The sequence below is a fragment of the Nonomuraea thailandensis genome (assembly GCF_024172165.1).
GTDB lineage: Bacteria > Actinomycetota > Actinomycetes > Streptosporangiales > Streptosporangiaceae > Nonomuraea > Nonomuraea thailandensis.
In genome coordinates this window covers 7198422-7220442 of record NZ_JAMZEB010000002.1, presented here as the reverse complement: position 1 = coordinate 7220442, position 22021 = coordinate 7198422, and the positions used below count along the sequence as shown (strand labels likewise).

Below are 22021 nucleotides of genomic sequence, written 5' to 3'. Positions count from 1 at the left end.
GGCCGGCTCGCTCTCGGGAAGGACACTGCGGATGCCCCACGCGGCGCGGCCCACGGTCACGCTGCACGACGTGGCCGCGGCGGCCGGCGTCTCGGTCGCCACCGCCTCCCGGGTCCTGGGCGGCAGCTCCAGGAAGGTGGCCCCCGAGTACGAGGCCCGCGTGCTGGCCGCGGCGGCGGCCCTGCGGTACACGATGGACGCCTCGGCCAGGGCGATGCGCCGGGCCGGCGACTCGATCGCGCTCGTGGCCGACGACCTCACCACGCCGTCGATGGGCATGGTGGTGGCCGCGATGGAGCACGAGGCCCGCGACGCGGGGGCGTTCGTCACGGTGTCGTCCACCATGGCCGCCACCGAGCGGCAGGCGGAGACCGTCCGCGTGCTGCGGTCATTGCGCCCGCGCGCGCTCGTGCTCACGTCGAGCCGCTACCTCGACGACGAGCGGCTGGCGAAGGAACTGGCCGCCTACGAGCGCGAGGGCGGCCGGGTCGTGATCGTCGGTCATACGGACATGACCTACGATTCCATCAACCTCGACAATCACGCCGCCGGGCGGTCGATGGGCGCGTTCGTCGCCGAGACCGGGCACCGCCGGGCGGTGATTCTGACCGGCGGCCCGGAAATGCGCAACATGGCCGAGCGCACGGCCGGATTCGCCGAAGGACTGCGGGCCGGAGGCGTCGCCGAGCGCGATATCCGGGTCATTCCCTGCCCCGTCGGCCGGCAGGGCGGATTCGACGCGGCGCGGCGGCTGGCCGCCGAGGGAATCGCTGGTGGGCAGGCGGTTCTGGCGACCAATGACACGCTCGCGATCGGCGCGCTGTCGGGTTTCCGGGAAGCCGGGCTCAGGGTGCCCGACGACGTTTCCGTGACGGGAATCGATGACATTCCGCTGGCCTCCGACGTGACGCCGCGACTGACGACCGTGGCGCTGCCGCTCGCGCAATGGGGAGTGCGGGCGATTCGTTTCGCGCTGGAAAAGTCGGACGCTCCCCGGCGCCTGATTCTGGAAGGCCGGCTGATCGTCCGCGACAGCACGCGCCGGCGTCCGTAACCGTCCCGCTTCCGCGACCGCGCCGGCGCCCGTAATCCTCTCGGCAACCTCCTCGGCGTCCGCGAGAGCGCCCTTGACGCTCGTACGAAGGGCGATGCAGACTGCGGAATACGTTTTCCCGCGCAGGCCGGGACCGACGGCGCCCGATCCCTCCTCCTCGAACCCCCTCGAAACCCCCTCGAAGCGAAGGACCACCTTGTCTCAACGCACATACCGGGCCGCGATCATCGGCACCGGCGGCATCGCCCACGCGCACGCCCAGGCCGTGCAGGCCTCCGGCGGCCGGGCCGAGCTCGTCGCCGTGGCCGACGTGGACGCCGGGCGGGCCCGCGAGTTCGCCGCCAAGTACGGCGTGCCGCACGCGTACGGGAGCGCCGAGGAGCTGCTGGCCGCGCAGGACCTGGACTTCGCGCACCTGTGCACCCCGCCCGCGCTGCACACCCCGCTCGCCCTGGCCTGCCTGGACGCCGGGGTGACGGCGCTGGTGGAGAAGCCGCCGACGCTGTCGCTGGCCGAGCTCGACACCCTGATCGAGGCGGAGGCGCGCTCCACCGCGCACGTCGCCACGGTGTTGCAGCACCGCTTCGGCGCGGGCGCCGTACGGCTGCGGCGGCTGGCCGGCGAGGGCAGGCTGGGGCGCGCGCTGCTGGCCACCTGCGTCACGCAGTGGTACCGGGACGAGGCGTACTACGCGGTCCCGTGGCGCGGCACCTGGGAGTCGGAGGGCGGCGGGCCCACGATGGGGCACGGCATCCACCAGTTCGACCTGCTGCTGTCGGTGCTCGGGCCGTGGAGCGAGGTCACGGCCGTGGCCGTGCGGCAGGCGCGCGACGTGGACACCGAGGACGTGTCGATGGCGCTGGTGACGTTCGAGAGCGGCGCCGCCGCCACCGTCGTCAACTCCGTGCTGTCCCCGCGGCAGACCTCCGAGCTGCGCTTCGACTACGAGCACGCCACGGTCGAGGTCGAGCACCTGTACGGCTACACCGACGACGACTGGACGATCACCCCCGCTCCCGGCCAGGACGCCCTGACCGAGCTGTGGGGCCAGGACCGCAGCAGCGCCTCCAGCGGCCACAGCGGCTGGCTGGCGGCCGTGCTCGACGCGCTCGACCAGGGCCAGGCGCCGCCGGTCGGCACCGCCGACGCCCGGCGGACGATGGAGTTCATCGCCGCCCTGTACGCCTCCGCCTTCACCGGCGAGCGCGTACGGGCCGGGCAGATCACCGCAGACAACCCGTTCGCCCTGCGCATGGACGGCACGGGCGCCCCTTGGAGGAAGAACCAGTGACCCTGCAGGTCAATCACGCGCTCGGCCGGTCGGTCGCGGTCAGCGCGGCGGACGTCGAGCTGTTCACCTACGTCTACCGCCCCGACACGCCGGTGCTGGAGTCGCCGAAGCCGTACCTGCACCCGATCCGCACCCGCGGCGGCCGGCTGGTGTCGCTGTTCCGGCCGCACGACCACGTCTGGCACAAGGGCATCGCCTGGTCGCTGCCGTGCGTGGGCGAGCACAACTTCTGGGGCGGGCCCACGTACGTGGCGGGCGAGTACGTCCAGCTCGACAACAACGGCAGCGCCACCCACCGCGAGATGACCACCCTCACGGCCGGCCCCGACCGGGCCGAGATCGGGCACGCGCTCGGCTGGACCGCCCAGGACGGCGCGCCCGTCATCGAGGAGCGGCGCGCGCTGACCACGACGCTGGTCGACGACGCCACCTGGGTCCTGGTCTTCGAGACGGCCATGACGAACGTCTCCGGCGCCACCGTCGACTTCGGCTCCCCGACGACCAAGGGCCGCGAGAACGCCGGCTACGGCGGCCTGTTCTGGCGCGGCCCCCGCTCGTTCACCGACGGCGTCATCCAGTCGCCGGACGGGGCGGGCGGCGACGAGCTGCGCGGCCGGCGCGCCGAGTGGTTCGGCTTCCGCGGCAGGCACGACGAGACCGGCGACAGCTCGACGATCGTCATGGTCGACCACACCGCCAACCCGCAGCACCCGCCGCAGTGGTTCGCCCGCACCCAGCAGTTCGCCTGCCTGAACCCGGCGCCGTTCTTCAGCGAGGAGGTGCCGCTGCCCGACGGCGAGACCATGCGCTTCCGGTACGCGGTCGTGATCGCCGACGGCGACCGGGGCGAGGACGGCTCGGCACTGCTGGCCCAGCACGGCAGGGACGCACTGGGATGACCTTCCCCGGGGGCACCTCGATCAGCCGGCTGACCGTCTACACCGGGGCCTGCGCCGACGGCCTGGAGGGCGGCACGCCGCACCTGCACACGGCCTCCACCGAGGCGTACGTGGTGATCGGCGGGCGCGGCACGCTGCAGACGCTCGACGTGAACGGGCTCAAGGAGACGGAGCTCGGCCCCGGCTCGACCGTGTGGTTCACGCCCGGCACCATTCACCGCGCGGTCAACCGTGCCGATCAGGGGGGCGGGCTGGAGGTCGTGGTCGTGATGTCGAACGCCGGGCTGCCGGAGGCGGGGGACGCGGTGATGACGTTCCCGCCGGAGGTCGTCGCCGACGCCGAGCGCTATCGCGAGGCCGCGACGCTCCCGGCGGTGGACGTCGAGGCGGCGGTCGCGCGGCGGCGGGACCTGGCCGTGGACGGCTTCCACCGGCTGGCCGAGGGTGGCCCCGAGGCGCTGCGGCGCTTCTACGACAGCGCCGTCGCCCTGGTCAGGCCCAAGGTGGCGGGGTGGCGGGGCATCTGGGAGTCGACGGTCGCCGAGCAGGCCCGCCGCACCGCCGGGATCCTCGACGCCCTGGCGCGCGGCGACGGCGCGCACCTCCAGGAGTCCGCCCTGATGGAGAGCCCGCCGCAGGAGCGCTGGGGCATGTGCGGCCATCTGCGCGCCCACGACGTCGCCGACCCAGTGGTGCGCTGATCCTCGCCGGTGGGCGAGGCAGGCGCGACGCGCAGCGGATCGCCGCGCGTGGTGACAAAATGACCGCCATGGACGAGGGGCCCGCGCCCACCCTGCACGACGTCGCCCGGGAGGCGGGGGTGTCCGTCGCCACCGCCTCCCGCGCGCTCAACGGCAGCTCGCGCACCGTCAGGGCGGAGAACGCCGACCGGGTGCGCGCGGCGGCGGCCCGCCTCGGCTACGAGCCGCACCTGTCGGCCCAGGCCATCGCCAAGGGCTCGACCAGGACCGTCGCGCTGGTGGTGCGCGACGTGGCCGACCCGTACTTCTCCTCCATCGCCGCCGGCGTCGGGCAGGCGGCGGAGGAGGCCGGGCTCATCGTCACCATGGCGGTGGCCGGCGGCTCGCCGGAGCGGGAGCTGGAGCTCGTCAGGACCCTGCGGGGGAGGCGGCCGCGGGTGATCATCGTCACCGGCAGCCGCATCGACGGGGCCGGCACCAGGGACGAGCTCGTCGACGAGCTCACGGCGTACCGGACGGCAGGGGGCCGGGCCGTCCTGATCAGCCAGCGCGACCTGCCGTTCGGCACCGTCACCATCGACGACCACGGCGGCTCCGCCGGCCTGGCCCGCGCCCTTCTCGGCGCGGGCTACCGGCGCTTCGCCGTCTTCCACGCCCCGCCCGCGCTGCGCACCTCCCGCGATCGCCACGAAGGGTTCCTGGCCGGACTGGACGGGGCCGGGAGCGTGGTCGCCGTCGAGACCGGCTTCACCCGCGAGGGCGGCCACGAGGCGGCGCGGCGGCTGGTGGAGCGGGGGTTCGAGGACGTGGAGGCGGTGTTCGCGGTCAACGACGTGATGGCGATCGGCGCGATGACCGCCTTCCGCGACGCCGGTGTGCTGCCGGGCAGGGACATCGGGGTGGCGGGCTTCGACGACATCGCCTCGACGGTGGACGTCGTGCCCGCGCTGACGTCGGTGGCGGTGCCGCTGCGCGAGGCGGGGCTGAGCGCGATGCGGCTGGCGCTGTCGGACGACGCCCCGGAGGAGATCCGCCTCCCGGCCACCGTCGTCCTGCGCGAGAGCACCCCGCCGCGGGCGTGAGCGCACGCGTTCGCCGCGGCATCGGGCCACTTCTCGGGCGCGTCGGGCGGCATCGGGCCACTTCTCGGGCGCGTCGGGCGGCATCGGGCCGCCTCTCGGGCGCGCGTCGGCCGGCATCGCGGATGAATCGCGGTGCGAGCCGTCGCGGAGATGCGGCATGATCGCGAGCATGGACTTCGAGGAGCTGATCCGCCAGGCGCAGGCGACCCCCTTCGAAGGCTGGGACTTCACCCTCCTCCGCGACCGCGTCACCTACGAAGGCGAGCTGCCCTGGGACTACGAGCGACTGGCCCGCGAGCACCTGAGGCACGCCGCCTCCCTCCTCGACCTGGGCACGGGCGGCGGCGAGCTGCTGGTCTCCCTGGCCCCGCTGCCCCCGCGCGCGGCGGCCACCGAGGGGTACGCCCCCAACCTGCCGATCGCCAGGGCCCGCCTGGAGCCGCTGGGCGTCGAGGTCGCCGAGGACACCCGCCGGTTCCCCGACGCCTCCTTCGACCTCGTGCTCAACCGCCACGAGTCCTGCGACCCGGCCGAGCTCCGCCGCCTGCTCGCCCCCGGCGGCAGGTACCTCACCCAGCAGGTGTCCGGGCGCGACCTGGAGGAGCTCAACGTCGCGCTCGGCGGCCCCCCGCATCCGCACCACGCCTGGGACCTCGCCTCGGCGACGGCCGCCCTGGACGACCTGGAGATCACCTGGGGTGAGGAGGCGTCCTTCACCACCACGTTCCACGACATCGGCGCGCTCGTGCTGTTCCTGCGCGTCGTCTCGTGGCAGGTGCCCGGCTTCGACGTGGCCGCGTACGAGGACCGGCTGCGCGCCGTCCACGACGACATGGCCCGGGGCCGCCCCCTGAAGGCCACCGCCCGCCGCTTCGCCCTCCTGGCCGTCGCCCGCTGACCCGGGAGGCCGCGGACGTCCGTGACGGGTGTGCCACTCGCCCCCTTATGACCGGTGTGCACGCCCCGGCGGGCGGCGTTTCTACCACTGAGGTCTAAAGATCGTCATCTCCGGATGGGATTTCCTCACCCGGTTCGGCCGTCATACCCCTGGCCGATCGCTCACCGGGATGCGAGGCTGCCCGCAACCGCCCCGGTCCTCCTGCGAACGGGTGACCGGGGCGGAGCCCGCAAGTACACCGAGAGGAGTGCTGCAGATGTCACACGACGCCAGCCGCGTCGCGGCGAAGCGGATCAACGACCACGTGGAGGTCATCCACGCGGACAACCCGGACACGGTGCTGGAAGTTCCTCGCCGTGACTGGGAGGCGTTCACCGCGGCCGTCAAGTCCGGCGCGTTCGACCTCGAAACGCTCAACCGCCAGGCCGAGGAGAGCAACGTGGCCTGACCTTCCGCAGCACGACGGCGCCCGCTCCCCGTAAGGGGGCGGGCGCTTCCGTTTCCTGAAAGTTTCACCGAAGGCGACTGAGTGAGTTGCCTGATCAACGGGCACGCCGAAGGTCGTTTTCCGTCTTCCAGAAAGGCGATCCCGAAATTTTCGGTACGTCTTCGAAATATTCTTGACGAGCCTGCGGGTGACACCTAAAGTCCCGGCTTAATGATCGGGATGAATCTCTCGAAGGTCGCAACCATGACATCTGTCAACGTGCCGGGCCTCGCGCCCTGGCGGGACGCCGCCCGTACGACCGGGGAGCGGGTGGAGAGCCTGCTGGCCGAGCTCACCCTGGAGGAGAAGGCGGCCCAGCTCGGCGCCGTCTGGGTGCAGAGCGGCGAGCCCGGCAACGTCGCGCCCCTTCAGGACCGCTTCGCGGTGGACGGCGGCATGCAGGAGCGGCTGCGCTACGGGCTCGGCCACCTCACCCGCGTCTACGGCACCGCGCCGCTGAGCCCCGCCGAGGGCGCGGCCCGCCTGCGCTCCCTGCAGGAGCAGGTGATGGCCGCCAACCGGCACGGCATCCCGGCGATCGCCCACGAGGAGTGCCTGACCGGGTTCGCCACGTACGGGGCCACCGCGTACCCGACGCCGCTGGCCTGGGCGGCCACCTTCGACCCCGGCCTGATCGAGCGCCTGGCCGCGGCGATCGGCGCCGACCTGCGCGCGGCCGGGGTGCACCAGGGGCTCTCACCCGTCCTGGACGTGGTGCGCGACTACCGGTGGGGGCGGGTCGAGGAGACGCTGGGGGAGGACCCGTACCTGGTGGGGCAGCTCGGCGCGGCGTACGTGCGCGGCCTGGAGGGCGCCGGGGTCATCGCCACGCTCAAGCACTTCGCCGGATACGCCGCCTCCCGCGCGGGCCGCAACCAGGCGCCGGTCAGCATCGGGCCGCGGGAGCTGGCCGACGTGATCCTGCCGCCGTTCGAGACGGCGCTGCGCGAGGGCGGGGCGCGCTCGGTGATGAACTCCTACGCCGACCTCGACGGCCTGCCGGTCGGCGCGAACCCGCACCTGCTGCGCCGCCTGCTGCGCGAGGAGTGGGGCTTCGAGGGGACGGTGGTCGCCGACTACTGGGCGATCCCGTTCCTGGCGTCCATGCACGGGGTGGCCGAGGACCTGCCGGCGGCGGGTGCGCTGGCCATGCTCGCGGGCATCGACGTGGAGCTGCCCGAGACCCACGCCTACGGCGAGCACCTGGTGGACCACGTCCGCGCGGGGCGGCTGGCCGAGGCGCTGGTGGACGACTCGGTGCGGCGGGTGCTGCGGCAGAAGATCGAGCTCGGCCTCCTCGACGGCGACCCGGCCGCACTCCCGCGGACCGACGGCAACGGTGCCCGCCAGGCCCCCTCTCCGGTCCCCGGCACCGCCGACGAGCTGGACCTGGACAGCCCGCGCAACCGCCGCCTCGCCGCCACCGTCGCGGAACGTTCCATCGTCCTGCTCGGCAACCCCGCCCGCGTCCTGCCCCTCGACCCGGCCACCACCTCCCGCGTCGCGGTCATCGGGCCGTGCGCCGACGACCCGCGCACGCTGCTGGGCTGCTACGCCTTCCCCAACCACGTGCTCGACCGCTACCCCGAGCACGGCATGGGCCTGCCGATCCCCTCCGTCAGGGAACGGCTGGCGGCCGAGTTCCCGCACGCCGAGCTGCGCCACGCGATCGGGGCCGACGTGACGGGAGACGACCGGTCGGGCATCGGGCCGGCGGCGGAGCTGGCCGCCGGGTGCGACCTGGCGCTGCTGTTCGTCGGCGACAGGGCCGGGCTGTTCGGCGGCGGCACCTCCGGCGAGGGCTGCGACGCGGCGGACCTGCGGCTGCCCGGCCTCCAGCCGGACCTGGTCGAGGCGGTGCTGGCCACCGGCACGCCGACGGTGCTGGTGGTGGTGTCGGGGCGGCCGTACGCGCTGGGGGCGTACAAGGACCGGGTCGCGGCGGCGATCCAGGCGTTCTTCCCCGGCGTGGAGGGCGGCGCGGCGCTGGCCGGCGTGCTCAGCGGCCGGGTGAACCCGTCGGGCCGGCTGCCCGTCCAGATCCCCGCCTCGCCCGCCATCAACCCCTCCACCTACCTGCAGCCGCCCCTGGGCAGGAAGGCCGAGGGCATCACGGCGCTCGACCCGACCCCGGCGTACGCGTTCGGGCACGGGCTGTCGTACGCGCCCATCGAGTACGTCGCCATGACCACCGACCTCGCCGAATACCCCGTGGACGGCGAGATCGAGGTGTCGGTGACCGTGCGCAACGCCGGCGACAGGCCCGCCGAGGAGGTCGTGCAGCTCTACGCCACCGACCCGGTCGCGCAGGTCGCCAGGCCCGCCCTCCAGCTCATCGGCTTCGCGCGGGTGGCGCTGGCGCCGGGGGAGAGCCGCGCGGTGGCGTTCGGCGTGCCCGCGGACGCGTTCTCCTACACCGGCGCCGAGCTGCGCCGCATCGTCGAGCCGGGGCTCGTCACGCTCTCCGCCGGCCCGTCCGCGGACGAGCCGCCGCTGCGCCAGGTCATCCGGCTCACCGGCGACACCCGCGAGCTGCGCGGCCCGCGGCGCCTCACCACCCGAACCCGCCTCCTGGAGGGCTGAACGTGCGGACCTACGACAACCCGGTGCTCGGCGGCTTCCACCCGGACCCGAGCGTGTGCCGGGTCGGCGAGGACTACTACCTCGCCTGCTCCAGCTTCGAGTACTTCCCCGGCATCCCGATCTTCCACAGCCGCGACCTGGTGCACTGGCGGCAGATCGGCAACGTGCTGGACCGGCCGGAGCAGCTCAGGCTCCCGCCCGCGACCGCGGCGTCGGGCGGCGTCTTCGCGCCCACGCTGCGCCACCACGACGGCCGGTTCCACCTGGTCGGCACGAACGTGAGCGACCGCGGCAACTTCATCGTCAGCGCCGATCGCCCCGAGGGCCCGTGGTCCGACCCGGTCTGGATCGACCTGCCGGGCGTCGATCCCGACCTGGCGTGGGACGAGGACGGCTCGTGCTGGTGCGCCACCTCCGGGGTGAACCTGGCCCGCATCGACCCGGAGACGGGCAAGGTGGTGGAGGGGCCGTTCCCGACCTGGTCGGGCACCGGGCTGCAGTGGCCCGAGGCGCCGCACCTCTACCACGTCGGCGAGTGGTGGTACCTGATGATCGCCGAGGGCGGCACCGACCGGGGGCACGCCGTCTCGATCGCGCGCGCCCGCTCGCCGCGCGGCCCGTTCGAGCCCGCGCCGGCGAACCCGATCCTGTCCCACCGCAGCACCGACCTGCCGATCCAGAGCACCGGCCACGCCGACCTGGTGGAGGCCGCCGACGGGACGTGGTGGATGGTGCTGCTCGGCACCCGGCCGCGCGGTCACACCCCGGGCTTCCACGTGCTGGGGCGGGAGACGTTCCTGGTGCCGGTCGAGTGGCGGGACGGCTGGCCCGTCGCGGGCCCGGTGCTCGAACGGCATCCGGCGCCCGCCGCCTGGCACCCGTTCCCGCCGGCGCCGTCGCGGGACGACTTCGACGCCGGCGCGCTGGCCCCGCACTGGATCTCGCCCCGCACCCGCCCCGAGGGCTCCTGGTCGCTGACGGAACGCCCCGGCTCGCTCACCCTGCACGCCACCGGCCCGACGCTCGACCGGCCCGGGTGCACGTTCGTCGGCCGCCGTCAGCAACATCCTGACTGCCGCGTCAGCGCCCGCCTCGACCCGGGGTCCGGCACGGGCGGGCTGTCGGTCCGCATGGACGAGGCCCACCACTACGACCTGGAGGTGGGCGACGGAACGGCCCGGGTGATCGCCCGCATCGGGCCGGTGCGGCAGTGCGTGGCCGAGCGGCCGGTGCCTGCCGGGCCCGTCACGCTCACCCTGGCCTTCCGTACGACGGACCTGCTCCCGCCCTCCGTGACCGCCCCGGCGGCCGAGCCGCTCGGCGTCGGCGCGGGCGGTCCCGACACGATCGCCTTCTCCGTGGACGGGCAGGTGCTCGCCGAGCTCGACGGCCGGTACGTCGCCACACAGGTCGCCGGCGGCTTCACCGGGCGGGTCGCCGGCATGTACGTCACGGCCGGCAGCGTCGCCTTCGACTGGTTCGACCACGAGCCCGCCGCCTAGCGGGGCACCGCGCGGGCACGGCCGGGCGGCGGGTCCGCCCGGCGCGGGTCAGGGCAGGCGCAGCTCGGCGAAGACGGCGCGGTGGTCGGTGCTGGGCACGTTCAGGATCTCCACCCGGTTCACCGCCGCCCGCCGGTCCGCCACCACGTGGTCGATGGCGATGATCGGCGGGATGGCCCGGGAGCTCGGCCACGTCGGCGTCAGCCCCTTGCCCACCTGCTCGGCCGCGTCCACGTACCCGCGGGCCAGCAGGTCGCGGAAGGGCCGGTGGTCGAGGGTGGCGTTGAAGTCGCCGGCCAGCACCCGCACCACCGACGGCGAGGCCGGGGGAAGGGCGCGCAGTGCGGCGCTCCACTCCGCCTCCTTGGGCCCCAGAGGCGGTCTCGGGTGCACGGCGACGAACTCCACCTTGCCGCCCCCGGGCAGCGTCACGGCGGCGGCCGGCATGTTGTGCCCGATCGCCTCGAACAGGCCGGTCAGCTCCGTCGCCGGGTGCCTGGAGTAGATGCCGCTGCCGATCGCGTCGGCCGCCGGCTGCAGCACCCGGTGCGGCATGAGCTGCTTCAACCCGGCCGCGTCCAGCAGCTCGGCCCCGTCGTAGGTCAGCTCCAGGGCGCTGAGCACGTCGACGTCGTGGCGGCGCACGAGGTCCACCACGGCCTGCGCGTCACCCTTGGTGAAGAGGTTGATCGTCAGCACCCGCAGCACCGGCCCGCCGGCCGCGGGCTGCTCCGCGGCGAACGTCCGCGGCGCCACGACCGCGACCATCGCCACGCACGCGAGCGCGGCGACGAGCGCCGCCCAGCGGTTGCGTCGCAGCAGCGCCACGAGCGCGGTCAGCGCCGCCAGCGCCGCGCCGTACGGCGTCACGGTCACGAGCTGCGCGAGGAGCGTGCCCTGCTCCCAGCCGCCGGCCCTGACGACGGCCCACAGGGCCAGCAGAACGGCGACCGTCCAGGAGAACCACCGCCTGCGCCGCCTCGGCCGCGGCCGGTCGCCGGCCGAGGCCTGCTCGATGCCGACCGCCGTGCTCACGCCGCGGTCCTGTCGTCCCCGATCCGATACACAGCTTGCACCTTAAACGGCTCGGGGAAGGAGAGCGCGACGCTACCTGTGAAGGCGCTCAGGTTCGCGGCTAGCGCTTGCGGCCCACGCCGGCGTACATCCAGGCCGCCTCGTCGGGGAAGAGCGGCTCGTCGCGCCACTTGGAGACCGCCACCAGGCCGGGCTCGACCAGGTCGAACCCCTCGAAGTAGCGGGCGATCTGCTCGCCGGTCCGCGGCGTGCGGTGCATCGCCTGCGACCCGGTGGCCTTCAGGTAGTCGTCGGCCACCTGCCGCGGGATGAGGTCGAGCGTCAGGTGGCTGAGCACCAGGTAGCTGCCCGGCGGCAGGGCCTGCGCGTACGTCTTGACCAGCCGCCCGGGGTCGTCGGCGTCGGGGATGTGCATCAGGATCGCGACCATGACCAGCGCGATCGGCTGGGTGAAGTCGAGGGTGGCCAGCGCGTCGGGGTGCTCCAGGATCGAGCGCGGCTCGCGGACGTCGGCCTCGATGTAGGCCGTCCGGCCCTCGGGCGTGCTGGTCAGCAGGGCCCTGGCGTGTGCCATCACGATCGGGTCGTTGTCGACGTAGACCACCCGCGACTCCGGCGCGCGCTCCTGCGCGACCTCGTGGGTGTTGCCCTGGCTGGGGATGCCGGTGCCCAGGTCGAGGAACTGCCGCACGCCGAGGTCGGCCAGGTGGCGCACCGCCCGGCCGAGGAAGGCCCGGTTGTTCCTGGCGCTCTCGCGGATCCCCGGCACCGCGGCCATGGTCTGCTCGGCCACCCGGCGATCGGCCTCGAAGTTGTCCTTGCCGCCGAGCCAGTAGTCGTAGACCCGGGCGGAGTGAGGAATGTTCGGGTTGATGCCGTGTGGTGCGGTCACACGGCGATCTTAAGTCAGGCGACTGTCACGCCGTCACGAATTCGGCGATGATCACCGTCGCGTCGCCCTTCGGCTCCACGGCGGCCATCTCGTCGTACATCCGGTCCAGGCAGGCCGCCGGCGAGGCGCCTCCGGTGAACAGCTCCCTCATCCGCGCCGTGCCCAGCGCCTTGACCGCCCCCTCGGTGACGATCGCCACGCGGTCTCCGGGGCGCAGCGCCACGGAGCCGGTCTCCGGGTTCAGCGCCGGCGGCAGGCCGACCCCGCGCAGCGGCGGGCCCTCGCCGAACACGTGCGGCGTCGTCAGCCGGTGCGGCTCCCCGCCCTTCGGGCAGTGCCAGATCTCGCCGTCGCCCACGTGCGCGAAGCGCAGCCGCGGGTTCTCCGCCCGCTCCAGCACGACCAGGTCCAGGGTGCTGACCAGCTCGGGCATGGCGGGGTCGCGCAGGGCCGCGTTCCGCACGGCGCGGTGCGCCGCCTGCGCGCAATCGTCCAGCCCTTCGTCGCCGTGCTGCGGGCGTGCCGCGACGACCGCGCCGAGTGCCAGCGCGGCGGCCGCGTGGGCGGCGTCCCCGCCGCCCACGCCCCGGGCCGCCGCGATCAACCGCTCCTGGACGACGTACGCGTCCGACGGCCGCCCCTGCCCGCCCTCGTACGTGCCCCCCACCGCCACCAGCCGCGGCCGTGCCACCGGCATCCCGGCCGGCCAGTTCCCCTGCCGGCCCCTGACCGTCATCACGGACAGGCAGCCCAGCAGGAACGTGATCACGAACACTGTCATGAGGTCCCCTCCCACCGCGATCCCCGCGGCACATCGCGTCCTAGTACACGCTCTCGTGAAGGGACGCGGCTGACGGCCGTTCGGCCGTCGTAGCACCCTGACGGCCGATCAGCCGTCATGCCGCGGGGCGGGGCGCGGGTCAGGGTTCGGAGGGGGCGGGACCACCGCAGCAGAGCCGAGGAAGACGACAATGAGGCCCACGACGCCACGCGTCATCGTAAAAAGCACGACATGCGCGGAAGAAACCCTTTCGCATGCTCTTCTAGCCATTATCGTGAGATCCATTCTGTGCCCAGATCGCGTGCGGACGGCTCATGGCTCTCACCGGCTCCACGAGACACGACACGAGGTACGACTCGGCCACCAGGCAGCTGACCAAGGCCGTCGCGCGGACGGGGGCGGGCGCGCGCAGCGCCGTGGGCTCGGTGGCGGTCGTCGCGGCCCTGTTCGGGGCGGTCGCGCCGGTCTCCGCGGCGTGGCTGGCGCCCATGCTGCTGGTCCACCTCGTCTCGACGCTCCTGTACATGCGCGTGTTCTGGCGCAAGGAACTGCTGCCCCACTGGCTGGTGGCCGGTGATGTGGCCATCACTGTCGCGCTCTGCCTGGCGCAGGTCCGTCTCGTGCCGATGGAGGCGCTCGTCACGGGGTCGAGCTGGGTGCACGGGCTGGTCACGATGACCGTCGTCATGGCCGGGGTGACCTGGCGGCCCAGCGTGGCGATCCCCGTCGGCCTCGCCGTGGCCGCGGCGTTCGCGGCCGGCGTCCGGCTGGCCTCGCCCACCCACGACGTGTACGGCTCCCTCGGGATCCACCTCGTCCAGCTCACCGCGATCGTGCTGCTCATGACGCTGCTGCGCCGCTCGGCCGCCTCGGCCGACGCCTTCCTGCGCGAGAGCGCGCGCGCCGAGATCTCCCTCATGGTGGAACGGCTGCGCCGCGAGGACGAGCTGCGCCAGGTCGGCAGCATCCACGAGACCTCGCTGCACACGCTCACCATGGTCGGCGCCGGCACCTACGACGAGCCGTCGCCCACCCTGCGCGACCAGGTCGCCACCGACCTGGCGGCGCTGGAGAAGCTGCGCGACCAGCCGCACGCCGGCTCCGTCCCCATCGCCCTGGACGCGCTGCTCGACGAGGTGGCAGGGCGGGCCGCCGGCCTGGACGTGCGCCGCAGCCTGGTCCCCGAGACCGTCCCGGGAGACGTCGCCGAGCGGTTCGCCCGGGCCGTCACCGAGGCCCTGGCGAACGTCGCCCTGCACGCCGGCGTCCACGTGGCCGAGCTCTCGTCGAGCAGGCGCGACGGCGAGATCGTGGTGGAGGTCGCCGACGCCGGCCGCGGCTTCGACCAGCACCGCTTACCGCCCGACCGGTTCGGCGTGCGCGGCTCGATCCTCGACACGATGCGCTCCCTGCCGAACGGCGGCGCCGAGATCTCCTCCGGCGACCGGGGCACCCGCGTGAGCCTGTGGTGGCGGCCATGACCGAGGAGATCGAGCAGGTCGCCCGCCGCTACGCCCGCTACACCGCGCTCGGCGCGGTCGTCATCGCCGGCGTCTGGCACCTCGGTTACGACCTCACCGTCACCCTCACCGGCTGGAGCTCCTTCCGCTGGCCGTGGGTCGCCCTCGCCGCCTGGGTGCTCTACTCCGCGATCTTCGTGGTCGGCGCGCTCACCCTGTCGAACACCTCCCGCGGCCCGGACCGCATCCTGGGGCTCGCCCTGGCCGCCCTCGCCGTGGACGTCGCGGTGATCGTGGCCTCCGGCCCCGGCGAGCTGCTCGGGATCAGCGACTGGGGCTGGGGCTCCATCGGCTGGATCGGCGTCATGCTGACCTGGGGACGGCCGCGCTGGCGTACCGAGATCATCGCTTTTCTCGCCGCGAACGCCGGGATCATGCTGGCCGCCATGGCCGTCCTGGGCTCGCTCGACCGCGTCTCCATCGCCAAGTACCTGGTCGTCATCGCCGGCGGCGTCACCATGCAGCTCGGCTACATGGCGGGCTGCCACCTGCTGCGCACCCGCGCCGAGGAGACCGTGCTGCTGGCCCGCAAGCTCGCCGCCGACGACGCCTGGCGCGAGTCCGCCCAGCGCATCCACGCCGACCGGCTGCGCCGCTACGAGGCCATCCGCGACGTCGCCGAGTCGCTGCTCACCCAGCTCGCCAACGGCGCCGACCCCGGCGATCCGCGCGTGCGCGAGGACTGCACGGCCGGCGCGATGCGCCTGCGGCGGCTCATCACCGAGCGCGAGGACGTGCCGGACGAGCTCGTCTCGGTGCTGCGCGAGCGCATCGACGCCGCCGAGCGGCGGCAGGTCCTCGTGACGGCCCCGCCGTTCGGCGAACGGCTGCCCGCGCTGCCGGACGGCGTGCGCGAGGACCTGCTCAGGGCGCCCGTCAGGGCACTGGACGGCGCCAGGAGCCGAGCCAGGGTCACCGTGTCCGCCATGTCGACCATGGTGAGCGTGGCGGTCGTGGCCGACAACGACGACCTGCCCATCAGCCCCACCCCCGTACGGGAGGCCAGCGGGGTCGTCGTCAGCTACCAGCGGCTGGGAGGTGAGGTATGGGTCAACAGCATCTGGCAGGGCCGGTGACGGTCGCCCTGGTGGAGGACCACCAGGTGGTGGTGGACGGCGTACGGTCGTGGTTCGGGCCGCCGAGCCCCGTCGAGCTCGTCGTGCAGGGCCCCACCATCGAGTCGGTCCGCGGCACGGCCGCCGACGTGCTGCTGCTCGACCTCAACCTCAACGGCACCATGGTGGTGGACCGGGTCGCCGAGCTGTGCGCGGGCGGGCAGCGCGTGATCGTCTTCTCCGAGCACGAGGAGCCCGAGATCGTCCGCAAGGTGCTGGACGCCGGCGCCTCGGCCTTCATCGGCAAGGGCCGCGCGACCCGCGAGTCCTGCCTGGAGACGATCCTGGAGGTGGCCGCCGACCGGCCCACCGTCACGCCCCCGATGGCCCAGGCCATCGCCACCGACGAGGGCCCCCACCGGCCCCAGCTGTCCGACAAGGAGCGGGCGGCGCTGCTGTACTGGTTCCAGTCCATGTCCAAGGCGTCGGTGGCGGCGCGCATGGGGATCAAGGAACGGACTGTGCGGCAGTACATCGACCGGGCGCGGGTCAAATACGCGGCGGCCGGAAGGCCCGCGCCCACCAAGGAGAAGCTGCTCATCTGCGCCATCCAGGACGGCCTGGTCCGCCCTGACGAGGTGACCGTCTACACTTCACTGGCCGCACAGGCGCCCGCCGACCAGCGGGAATGATGCTCCTGGACCTCGGTGCTCCCGGCAGGAGGGGGCCGGCAGAGCCGGGGTCCAGGTCTATTCGACGAGCTGGGTGAGGTCGAAGCTCATGGGAAACGGCTCTGACAACTCGGTCATGGTGCCGGCCTTGTACATGGTCGGCGGCTTGTATCGGTCGCCGTTGAGTTCGTAGACGTAGAGGGTCGGCCCTTCGTCTGGCTCCACTCGCGAGTAAAAGGGGACACCGGCCTGCGCGTACGCCTTGACCTTGATGTCCTCGTCCCGCATCTTCGTACTCGGGCTGCCCACCTCTACCGCGAGAAGCATGTCCTTCGGAGAGTGCATGAGCCCGTCGCTGTCCGGCAGATCCATGGGCAGGACGACCAGGTCCGGAATGTAGTAGTCCTTCTCGCTCACCCGCATGTTGATGGTCGCCACCGGCTCGAGGTCGGGCGGTAGCGCGTCATCCAGAAGACGCTGCAGCCGGTAGACGACGCGCTGGTGCACGCGAGAGGGGGCTGGGCTCACCAGTAGGCTCCCGTTGAAGAGCTCGTAGCGATTCCCGTCGTCAGGAATCGCGAGCAGGTCGTCGATCGTGAAGGGCCGCCCACTCGGAAGAAAAGTGCGCGTCCTGCTCGGTTCGATCGTTGCCATTGCGGTCACCCACTCAGTATCGGGAGTCGCGCCCTCGCCCACATGCTACTTCCCCGCATCCCGTCACTCTAAGTTTCGATACCGTTACACAACGGACTGGCACTGCTGGCGGGTTGAAACTTTCAACTCTGTGACCCATCCACGGAAAGCCCTTTCCGCTGTTCAGCGGGGACCTCCACCCCACCCGGCCCGCCGCTGACAACCATCCTCACTTGGCCCCGCCCCGCCGGTCAGATACCGTCCCCCACCGGGAGCGCTCCTCACCACCGGAACCCCGACCGGAACACGGAGACCGCACATGCCCCAAGTAGCACCACCCCGCCGGGCGAAGCGCGCCCTGATCCTGCTGATGTCCCTGGCGATGATCTTCACCGTCCCGCTGACCGGCACCGCCTCGGCGCACGGCTCGGTCGTCGACCCGGCCTCCCGCAACTACGGCTGCTGGCTGCGCTGGGGCAGCGACTTCCAGAACCCCACCATGCAGCAGTCGGACCCCATGTGCTGGCAGGCGTGGCAGGACAACACCAACGCCATGTGGAACTGGAACGGCCTCTACCGTGACGGCGTCGGCGGCAACCACCAGGGCGTCATCCCCAACGGCCAGCTCTGCAGCGCCGGCCAGACGCAGGACGGCCGCTACCGCTCCATGGACACCCCCGGCGCCTGGAAGACGACGAACCTCGGCGGCACGTTCGACATCCGCCTCACCGACCAGGCCTACCACGGGGCCGACTACATCCTGGTGTACATCACCCGGCAGGGTTACGACGCCACGACCACGCGGCTCGGCTGGAACCACCTGGAGCTGGTCCGCACCACGCCCAGGTACGCGCCCGCCAACACGTACCCGATCACGGGCCTGAACAAGGGCTCGCGCACCGGCCGCCACATCGTCTTCACGGTGTGGAAGGCCTCGCACATGGACCAGACGTACTACTTCTGCAGCGACGTGAACTTCAGCTAGCTAGCCGCCCCGCCCGCGAGCGGCCCCGCCCGGCGACGCGCCACGGCGGGGCCGCTCCGGCGGCTCCCCGGGTGATGTCCAGGGTCTCGGGGGCGTCGACGAAGGCGCCGTCCCGGTCGCGGCGGCGCTTGCGCCGTTCGTGTCATCGCCCGTCCTTCCGGCCGATTCACGATGCCGTCCACTGCCGGAGCTTGTCGGGGTTGCGTACGGCCCAGATGTGCTTGATCCGGTCGCCCGCGATGTCGAACGCGCACACCGTCACGGTGACGCCGTCGCGCTGGACGATCAGGCCGGGGGAGCCGTTGACCGTGCGCTCCAGGATCGTCACGTCGCGCAGCAGCGTGGTGAACTTGGTCAGCCCGCGCCCGATGAGCTCGGCGCCCTCGACCGGGTGGAGCAGGGTGCTGACGTTGCCACCGCCGTCGGCGATCACCGTGGCGTCGGGGTCGAGGAGCGCGACGAGGGCGTCGATGTCCTTGTCCTCCCACGCCTGCTTGAACTCCCTGACGATCCGGGCCTGCCGGGTCGCGCGGGCCGTGCGGGCCGTGGGGGCCTGCGCGTCGCGGATGCGGCGGCGGGCCGAGGTGGCGAGCTGGCGGCAGGCCGCCGGGCTGCGGCCGACGATCTCGGCCACCTCGGCGAACGGGTAGCGGAACACGTCGTGCAGGATGAACGCCACGCGTTCCGCCGGGGTCATCGACTCGAGCACGACGAGGAAGGCCATGTTGACCGACTCGTCGAGCGTCACCCGGTCGGCCGGGTCGCCCGGCCTGGAGTCCATCCACTCCGTACGGTCCGGCAGCGGCTCCGGGATCCATTCGCCCACGTAGGTCTCGCGCCGCACCCGGGCCGAGGTGAGCACGTTGAGGCAGAGGCGGCCGGCCACCTTCGTCAGCCAGGCGCCGGGCGACACGATGGCCTCCTGCTCCTCGCGGGACATGGCGTACCAGCGGGCGTAGGTCTCCTGGACGACGTCCTCGGCGTCGGCCAGCGAGCCGAGCAGCCGGTAGGCGAGGTTGATCAGGTGCCGCCGCTCGCTCATGATCACGCTCAGTCCGGCGTCGGGTTGAGTGGCCATCGTGTCGCTGACTCCCTTGGTCGTGTCCGGCTCCACCCATTCGACAAGACGGCCCCGCCGAGTGTGAGGCCGGGGCGGCCACCTCACATTCCCGGCCGCAGCGCTGTCGGACGTACCGAGCCACCAGGCACAAGGCACGAGCCGGAGAAGAGAAGACGTGATGTCCACACCTACGACGATCAAGCGGGGCAACCTCGCGTTCCTGCGGGTCGCGATCGCCCTGCAGACCCTGGCCGTCTTCGCCGCCCCGGTCACCGCCGGGTTGCTGCTGACCACGCCCAGCGGGCACGTGCTGCACAGCGCCGCGGCGTACACCGTGTTCGCCGTGGCCCTGGTGCACGTGGCGGCGGCGATCCTGGCGTGGCGGCCGGGCGGCGGCTCGCCCAGGCCGATCCTGAACGCGGCCGGGTTCCTCGCGGTCACGCTGGCGCAGGTCGCGCTGGGCATCGCGCACGTGACGACCCTGCACATCCCGCTGGGCGTGCTGATGTTCGGCCTGAGCCTCCTCCAGCTCAGCCGAGTACTCAAGACCTCGTGATCACCGATATCGAGAAGGGAACCCTCACCATGTCCACCTCTCACAAGATCGTCGTCATCGGCGGAGGTTACGCGGGCACCCTCGCGGCCAACCACCTGCGGATGAGCTCCGACGTGCACATCACGCTGGTCAACTCCCGCCCAGAGTTCGTCGATCGCATCAGGCTGCACCAGTACGTGGCCGGCACCGGCGAGGCCGCCGTCGACTACGGCACGCTGCTCGGCGAGGGCGTGGACCTGGTCGTGGACAGCGCCGCGCGCATCGACGCCGTCGCCCGCGAGGTGCGGCTGGAGTCCGGCCGCGCGCTGGACTACGACTACGTCATCTACGCGGTCGGCAGCGTGGGCGCGAGGCCGTCGGCGGTGCCGGGCGCGGTCGAGTTCGCGTTCGACATCTCCGAGTACGAGCCCGCGCGGCGGCTGCGCGCCAGGCTGGCGGACGTGCCCCTCGACGCCCAGGTCACCGTGGTCGGCGGCGGGCTGACCGGCATCGAGACGGCGGCCGAGCTGGCCGAGCGGGGCCGCAGGGTCACGCTGGTGTGCGGGCGGAGCCTGGCGCCGTACTTCAGCTCAGGCAGCCGCCGGTACACCGCCGGCTGGCTGTCCCGGCACGGTGTCACCGTGATCGAGGGCGCGCAGGTGAGCGAGGTCACGCCGGACGCGGTCGTCTTCGCGGACGGCGCCGAACGGCCGAGCGCGCTGACCGTCTGGGCGGCCGGCTTCGGCGTGCCGCAACTGGCCGTCGCGAGCGGGCTGCGCACCGACGAGCTCGGCCGGCTGCTCACCGACGAGACGCTGACCAGCATCGACGACGACCGGATCGTCGCGGCGGGGGACGCCGCCGCGCCGTCGGGCCGGCCGCTGAGGATGAGCTGCTACGCCGCCGGACCCCTCGGAGCCCAGGCGGCCGACACCGTGCTGAGCCGCATCGCGGGCACCGAGCCGGAGCCGATCAACGTGCGCTTCACCGGGGCGTGCGTCAGCATCGGCCGGCACGCGGGCATCCGGCAGTTCGCCCGCAAGGACGACACCGCCGTGAACGTCTACATCAGCGGGCGCGCGGGCGCGGCGATCAAGGAGGCGACCTGCAAGCTCGCGGTGGGCAGGATCCGCCGCGAGGCCCGCAAGCCGGGCTCCTACGTCTACGTGAAGGGCGGCCCCCGCTCGGTGGAGCCGGCCTTCGTCTGACCCGCCGGGCGGCACCGGAGCCCCGCTCTCTACGGGCGCGGTGCGGTCGAGGCGCGGATCTCCAGCTCGATCGGATGCACCCGCTCCGTGCCCGGCTGCGCCGCGCCCGACAGCAGCTCGAACAGCAACTCCGCGCAACTCGCCCCCGCCTCGCGCGGGCGCAGGTCGATCGCCGTGATGGGCGGGTCGGCCATCCGGGTGGCGGCGCTGTCCACGCACGAGGCGAGCAGCACGTTCGCCCCGGCCTCCCGCAACAGCGGCGCCACCTCGGTAGCGGCCCCCGCGGGAGCGCACACCAGCGCGTCCATCGGCCCTCCGCCACCGGCCCCGGCCGAGTCGCCGCCCGCGCCGCCGCTCGTCGCGGACGTGCCATCGGCCGTCCCGATCGCGCCGCCCGCCCCGGCCGAGCCGCCCGCCCCGAGCAGGGCGCGGGCGGCGGCGCGCACCTCGTCACCGGTCGCGTCGAACGACACCCTGCGCACCAGCGGCACGACCCCGCGCGCGGCGCACCACTCCTGGTAGCCCCGGTGCACGCTGGCCGCCCAGTCGCTCTCGTCGCCCGCCACGACGAGCCCCGGCCGCGCCGACCCCGCCGAGCGCAGATGGTCGAGCAGCCGCGCGAGCATGAGCGCGTGCTCCGACCACACCACCCCGTCCGCCTGCCGCGCCCCGGGGAACCGCTCGCACGAGACGGCCGGCAGCCCGGTCGCCATCAGGCTCTCCACCACGGGGTCCCCGCCGAGCGGGTCGCCGAGCACCAGCCCGTCCACGCGCGGCGGCCGGGAGCGGCGCTGCCCTGAGGTGATCAGCGTGACGTCGTAGTCGTGCCGTGCCGCCTGCTCCACCACGCCGAACACGAACGACATGTAGTAGGAGGACCGGGTCAGCACCTCGGGCACGTGCAGCCCGATCGTGCCGGTGCTGGCCCTGCGCAGGTGGCGGGCCGAGCCGTTGGGCACGTAACCGAGCCGCTCGGCCACCGCCACCACCGTCTCGCGGGTGCGCTCCGACACCCGCCCCGAGCCGCGCAACGCATCGGAGGCCGTCGTCTTGGACACCCCCGCCTCGCGGGCGACGGTGAGGATCGTGACCGGCTCGTCTGCTTGCACGCCCTGATCGTAGCGGCCCATTCGCACCCCTCTTCGAGCG

General features: G+C 73.1%; 21 protein-coding genes. 15 read left to right on the top strand and 6 right to left on the bottom strand.

Annotated elements, in window-relative coordinates; all coding sequences use genetic code 11:
- Positions 1–31: 31 nt before the first annotated feature.
- From HD597_RS36935 to HD597_RS36895, 9 genes are all read left to right on the top strand, one after another.
- On the top strand, positions 32–1054 hold the full coding sequence (locus tag HD597_RS36935) for a LacI family DNA-binding transcriptional regulator (protein ID WP_253748356.1): 1023 nt from the start codon (positions 32–34) through the stop codon (positions 1052–1054).
- A 196-nt stretch (positions 1055–1250) separates the two neighbouring features.
- Complete coding sequence (locus HD597_RS36930) at positions 1251–2345, top strand: Gfo/Idh/MocA family protein (protein WP_253748354.1); 1095 nt, start codon at positions 1251–1253, stop codon at positions 2343–2345.
- Positions 2342–3244: a DUF6807 domain-containing protein gene (locus HD597_RS36925; RefSeq protein ID WP_253748352.1), complete on the top strand. Its 903-nt coding sequence runs from the start codon at positions 2342–2344 to the stop codon at positions 3242–3244. Before HD597_RS36930 ends, HD597_RS36925 begins: the two co-directional genes overlap by 4 nt.
- Positions 3241–3945 (top strand): cupin domain-containing protein, encoded by a 705-nt coding sequence (locus HD597_RS36920; RefSeq protein WP_253748350.1) that lies wholly within the window; start codon positions 3241–3243, stop codon positions 3943–3945. Before HD597_RS36925 ends, HD597_RS36920 begins: the two co-directional genes overlap by 4 nt.
- A gap of 59 nt (positions 3946–4004) precedes the next feature.
- Entirely contained in the window at positions 4005–5027 is a 1023-nt protein-coding gene (locus tag HD597_RS36915) for a LacI family DNA-binding transcriptional regulator (protein ID WP_253748348.1), read from the top strand.
- A 157-nt stretch (positions 5028–5184) separates the two neighbouring features.
- A complete protein-coding gene (locus HD597_RS36910; RefSeq protein WP_253748346.1) occupies positions 5185–5925 on the top strand; it encodes a class I SAM-dependent methyltransferase in 741 nt (246 codons plus the stop codon).
- Between the two features lie 256 nt (positions 5926–6181).
- Positions 6182–6373, top strand: coding sequence for a hypothetical protein (locus HD597_RS36905; RefSeq protein WP_185108538.1), 192 nt, complete (start codon positions 6182–6184; stop codon positions 6371–6373).
- Between the two features lie 243 nt (positions 6374–6616).
- On the top strand, positions 6617–8995 hold the full coding sequence (locus tag HD597_RS36900; protein WP_253748344.1) for a glycoside hydrolase family 3 N-terminal domain-containing protein: 2379 nt from the start codon (positions 6617–6619) through the stop codon (positions 8993–8995).
- 2 nt (positions 8996–8997) lie between these two features.
- Entirely contained in the window at positions 8998–10497 is a 1500-nt protein-coding gene (locus tag HD597_RS36895) for a glycoside hydrolase family 43 protein (protein WP_253748342.1), read from the top strand.
- Positions 10498–10545: 48 nt separating this feature from the next.
- Here HD597_RS36895 and HD597_RS36890 read toward each other — a convergent pair whose 3' ends face one another.
- The 3 genes from HD597_RS36890 to HD597_RS36880 all read right to left on the bottom strand — a co-directional run bounded on the left by HD597_RS36890 (position 10546) and on the right by HD597_RS36880 (position 13205).
- Positions 10546–11532, bottom strand: coding sequence for an endonuclease/exonuclease/phosphatase family protein (locus HD597_RS36890; protein WP_253748340.1), 987 nt, complete (start codon positions 11530–11532; stop codon positions 10546–10548).
- A 100-nt stretch (positions 11533–11632) separates the two neighbouring features.
- Complete coding sequence (locus HD597_RS36885) at positions 11633–12424, bottom strand: SAM-dependent methyltransferase (protein WP_253748338.1); 792 nt, start codon at positions 12422–12424, stop codon at positions 11633–11635.
- Between the two features lie 25 nt (positions 12425–12449).
- A complete protein-coding gene (locus HD597_RS36880; protein WP_253748335.1) occupies positions 12450–13205 on the bottom strand; it encodes a SpoIIE family protein phosphatase in 756 nt (251 codons plus the stop codon).
- Positions 13206–13519: 314 nt separating this feature from the next.
- Here HD597_RS36880 and HD597_RS36875 point away from each other — a divergent pair, with 314 nt between their 5' ends.
- Genes HD597_RS36875 through HD597_RS36865 form a run of 3 tightly spaced genes read left to right on the top strand, consistent with a single transcriptional unit; the run spans position 13520 to position 16472 of the window.
- Positions 13520–14686: a sensor histidine kinase gene (locus HD597_RS36875; RefSeq protein WP_253748333.1), complete on the top strand. Its 1167-nt coding sequence runs from the start codon at positions 13520–13522 to the stop codon at positions 14684–14686.
- Positions 14683–15801: a hypothetical protein gene (locus HD597_RS36870; protein ID WP_253748331.1), complete on the top strand. Its 1119-nt coding sequence runs from the start codon at positions 14683–14685 to the stop codon at positions 15799–15801. The genes HD597_RS36875 and HD597_RS36870 overlap by 4 nt, the downstream gene beginning before the upstream one ends.
- Positions 15771–16472: a response regulator gene (locus HD597_RS36865; protein WP_253748329.1), complete on the top strand. Its 702-nt coding sequence runs from the start codon at positions 15771–15773 to the stop codon at positions 16470–16472. Before HD597_RS36870 ends, HD597_RS36865 begins: the two co-directional genes overlap by 31 nt.
- Positions 16473–16529: 57 nt before the next feature.
- Here HD597_RS36865 and HD597_RS36860 read toward each other — a convergent pair whose 3' ends face one another.
- Positions 16530–17105, bottom strand: a complete 576-nt coding sequence (locus HD597_RS36860; RefSeq protein ID WP_253748327.1) for a Uma2 family endonuclease — start codon at positions 17103–17105, stop codon at positions 16530–16532.
- A gap of 298 nt (positions 17106–17403) precedes the next feature.
- On the opposite strand from HD597_RS36860, the gene HD597_RS36855 reads away from it, so the two are divergent.
- Positions 17404–18069, top strand: coding sequence for a lytic polysaccharide monooxygenase auxiliary activity family 9 protein (locus HD597_RS36855; protein ID WP_253748325.1), 666 nt, complete (start codon positions 17404–17406; stop codon positions 18067–18069).
- Positions 18070–18235: 166 nt separating this feature from the next.
- On the opposite strand, the gene sigJ is transcribed toward HD597_RS36855, so the two are convergent.
- Positions 18236–19147 (bottom strand): RNA polymerase sigma factor SigJ, encoded by a 912-nt coding sequence (sigJ, locus tag HD597_RS36850; protein ID WP_253748323.1) that lies wholly within the window; start codon positions 19145–19147, stop codon positions 18236–18238.
- A 160-nt stretch (positions 19148–19307) separates the two neighbouring features.
- On the opposite strand from sigJ, the gene HD597_RS36845 reads away from it, so the two are divergent.
- Together HD597_RS36845 and HD597_RS36840 are read left to right on the top strand one after the other, a co-directional pair.
- On the top strand, positions 19308–19685 hold the full coding sequence (locus HD597_RS36845) for a hypothetical protein (RefSeq protein WP_253748321.1): 378 nt from the start codon (positions 19308–19310) through the stop codon (positions 19683–19685).
- Positions 19686–19714: 29 nt separating this feature from the next.
- Positions 19715–20872 (top strand): NAD(P)/FAD-dependent oxidoreductase, encoded by a 1158-nt coding sequence (locus HD597_RS36840; RefSeq protein WP_253748319.1) that lies wholly within the window; start codon positions 19715–19717, stop codon positions 20870–20872.
- 29 nt (positions 20873–20901) lie between these two features.
- Here HD597_RS36840 and HD597_RS36835 read toward each other — a convergent pair whose 3' ends face one another.
- Entirely contained in the window at positions 20902–21981 is a 1080-nt protein-coding gene (locus HD597_RS36835; RefSeq protein ID WP_253748317.1) for a LacI family DNA-binding transcriptional regulator, read from the bottom strand.
- Positions 21982–22021 lie beyond the last annotated feature (40 nt).